At 64.3% G+C, this 2,818-nt stretch carries 2 protein-coding genes; both read left to right on the forward strand.

Annotated features, from left to right (window positions below):
• The first annotated feature begins 205 nt into the window (after window positions 1–205).
• The gene (locus ACXYMW_RS19670; protein ID WP_459037028.1) at window positions 206–757 is read left to right on the forward strand and encodes a magnesium transporter MgtE N-terminal domain-containing protein; all 552 of its coding nucleotides are present in this window, start codon (window positions 206–208) and stop codon (window positions 755–757) included.
• A gap of 160 nt (window positions 758–917) precedes the next feature.
• On the forward strand, window positions 918–2,564 hold the full coding sequence (locus tag ACXYMW_RS19675; RefSeq protein WP_459037029.1) for a hypothetical protein: 1,647 nt from the start codon (window positions 918–920) through the stop codon (window positions 2,562–2,564).
• Window positions 2,565–2,818 lie beyond the last annotated feature (254 nt).

Below are 2,818 nucleotides of genomic sequence, written 5' to 3' on the forward strand. Positions count from 1 at the left end.
AATACCGACAATACGCTGGGCGTATCGCTGGTCTACGGCTTCTGAAACGCAAGGTCGGGGCGGCCCTGCCGCCCCGCACATCGGGTGTATCCATTAAGAGACTGGTAGCGCGAAGGCGATGCGTCGGCCGGCTTCGTCCAGTGGGGCGCCGCGAACAGCCGGGGTCGACCATGAAGAGCTGCAAGATCCAATAGACACTGAGGATGTGTTCGGTGCCCTGCGTTCGGCCATCACAGCCGAGAACCGCGCGGCGCTCGTCGCGGTGCTGTCTCCGCGCGCGACCTACGACGCCCTACGCGAACTCCTCCACCTCGGTAACGAAGAACTCGATTCCGCGCTCGCACAGATGCCGCGTGGGCTGGCTGCGGAGCTGATCGAGGAAGCGCCGAGCGAGTTCGGCGCGGAACTGAAGGAGCGCATGGCGTCCCGAAAGGCCGCGAATGTCTCCGGGGAGTTCAAGTCAGATATCCAGGCCGACGTGGTCGGCGACATGGAGGACGCCGAGGCAGAAGCCGTGCCCGCCGAGATCTATCCGGACGAGGCTGCCAACGTCCCGCGCCTGATCGAATACGACTGGGACACCGCCGGCGGGTTAATGATCACTTCGGCGTTCTTCTTCCCGGAGACGGCCACGGTGGGCATGCTGCTGCGCCATGAAGGTCCATATGGGAAGCTGCCCCGCAGCGATGCCCAAACCGCTGAACGGCCGCTGTGGGCCGTCCGTGGTCCTTCGCGCTCGCGCAGGAAGGGGCGGTAACCGGACTTTCGCTGTGATCTGGATAGATGTTCGCTTTCCAAAGTTGCCGGCGCGCCCGACGCGATGCGATGCGATGCGATGCGATGAACGTGTCGCGGGCGCTACCGATGAGCCAAGTTTTGATGTAGTGTGGGACCGGCGGAACGAGAGGGTTTCCGCAATGGACTACTATGATCTTGGCTCCCGTTCGCGAAGCGTCACGACCTCGTCTGCGGAAGCACAGCGTTGGTTCGATCGCGGGCTCGTCTGGACATATGGCTACAATCACGAGGAAGCCATTGCCAGCTTCCGCAAGGCGCTGGAGCACGATCCCGGCTGCGCCATGGCGCATTGGGGCATCGCCTATTGCGTCGGACCCAACTACAACAAGCCATGGGAGGCGTTCGAGCCGTCGGAAAGGGCCGACTGCATCGCGATGGCTCGCGCTGCGATCGATGCGTCAGGCGCAATGCTGGACCGGCTCGCGCCGGTCGAGCGCGGGCTGATCGAGGCGGTCTCGAGCCGCTACCCGGTCTCGGCGGAGATGGAGGACTTCGGCCCCTGGAACGACGCGTTCGCTCAAGCCATGCGCGATGTCTGGCAGCGGTTCCCAGACGATCTCGACGTCTGCGCGTTTTTCGCCGAAGCCCTGATGAACCGGACGCCGTGGCAGCTCTGGGACCTGCCGAGTGGCCAGCCCACCGCTGGAGCGGACACACTGGAAGCGATGTCGGTTCTGGAGGCCGCGTTCCAAAGCGCGTCCGACGCATGGCGGCACCCGGGCCTGCTGCATATGTATATCCATCTCGTGGAGATGTCGCCCCATCCCGAACGGGCGCTGCGCCATGGCGATGCGCTGAGCAAGCTCGTGCCGGATGCCGGCCATTTGCTCCACATGCCCACCCACATCGACGTGCTTTGCGGCGATTACATCAACGTCGTTCAGCGCAATGAGACGGCGATCGAGGCGGATCGCCGCTTCCTCGCCCGCAATGGCGCGGACCATTTCTACATGGTCGACTGCTGCCACAACCTTCACTTCAGGATCTACGGCGCGATGTTCCTCGGCCAGCCGGAGCAGGCGTTGGCGTCGGCGGAGGAACTGGTCGCGATGCTTTCCGAGGACACGTTGCGGCCCATGGCGGACTGGTTCGAGGGCTTCATTCCGATGAAGCAGCACGTGCTGATCCGCTTCGGCCGGTGGCAGGAGATTCTCGATCAGGATCTGCCCGAGGACGAGGCCCTCTACAGCGTCACGCTGGCGATGATGCGCTACGCCCGGACCGTGGCTCTCACCAATCTCGGTCGGATCGAGGAGGCCGAGGTCGAGAAAGGCAAATTCGAGAACGCCTTCGGCCGCGTCCCCGAGAGCCGCATGCTCTTCAACAACACCTGCTGCGACATCCTGAAGGTGGCCGAGCAGATGATGCTCGGCGAACTCGCTTATCGCGCAGGTGCCCACGAGGCCGCCTTCGCGCACCTGCGCAAGGCGGTCGAGATCGACGATGCCTTGCCCTACGACGAGCCTTGGGCCTGGATGCAGCCGGCACGGCATGCTCTTGGTGCGCTTCTCCTCGAGCAAGGACAGATCGACGAGGCCGAAGCGGTCTACCGCGCCGATCTCGGTCTCGACGCGACACTGAGCCGGGCCTGCCAGCATCCGGGCAACGTCTGGAGCCTGCACGGTCTGCACGAGTGCTTGACCCGGCGCGGCGAGACGGTCGAGGCGGCCCACATCAAGTTGCAACTCGACAGGGCCGCTGCCCGCGCGGACGTGCCGGTGGAGGCATCGTGCTACTGCCGACAGGGGCACTTGGCAGCGCAGTGATCGGGGCGCAACTTCGTAGTGCGAACACTTGGGCTTGTCGCAGCTTCGAGATGTGCGCCCATCTCTATTTTCGATGCGGGTCTCGCGCTCCAAACAGTCTCCGCCCTCCAATCGGTTGCGACACGGCAGGGAGGGCGGATTGTGTTGAAGAAGTCGGTCGAGGACGACCGTTTTGCCAGCCCAAACGTCGGCGCGCCGCCGTTCCGTTCGGGCAACTGCCCGTCTGTCCGCCTCAATACGGCTATTCGGCCGCT

The sequence above is a fragment of the Roseivivax sp. CAU 1761 genome, from assembly GCF_054482755.1.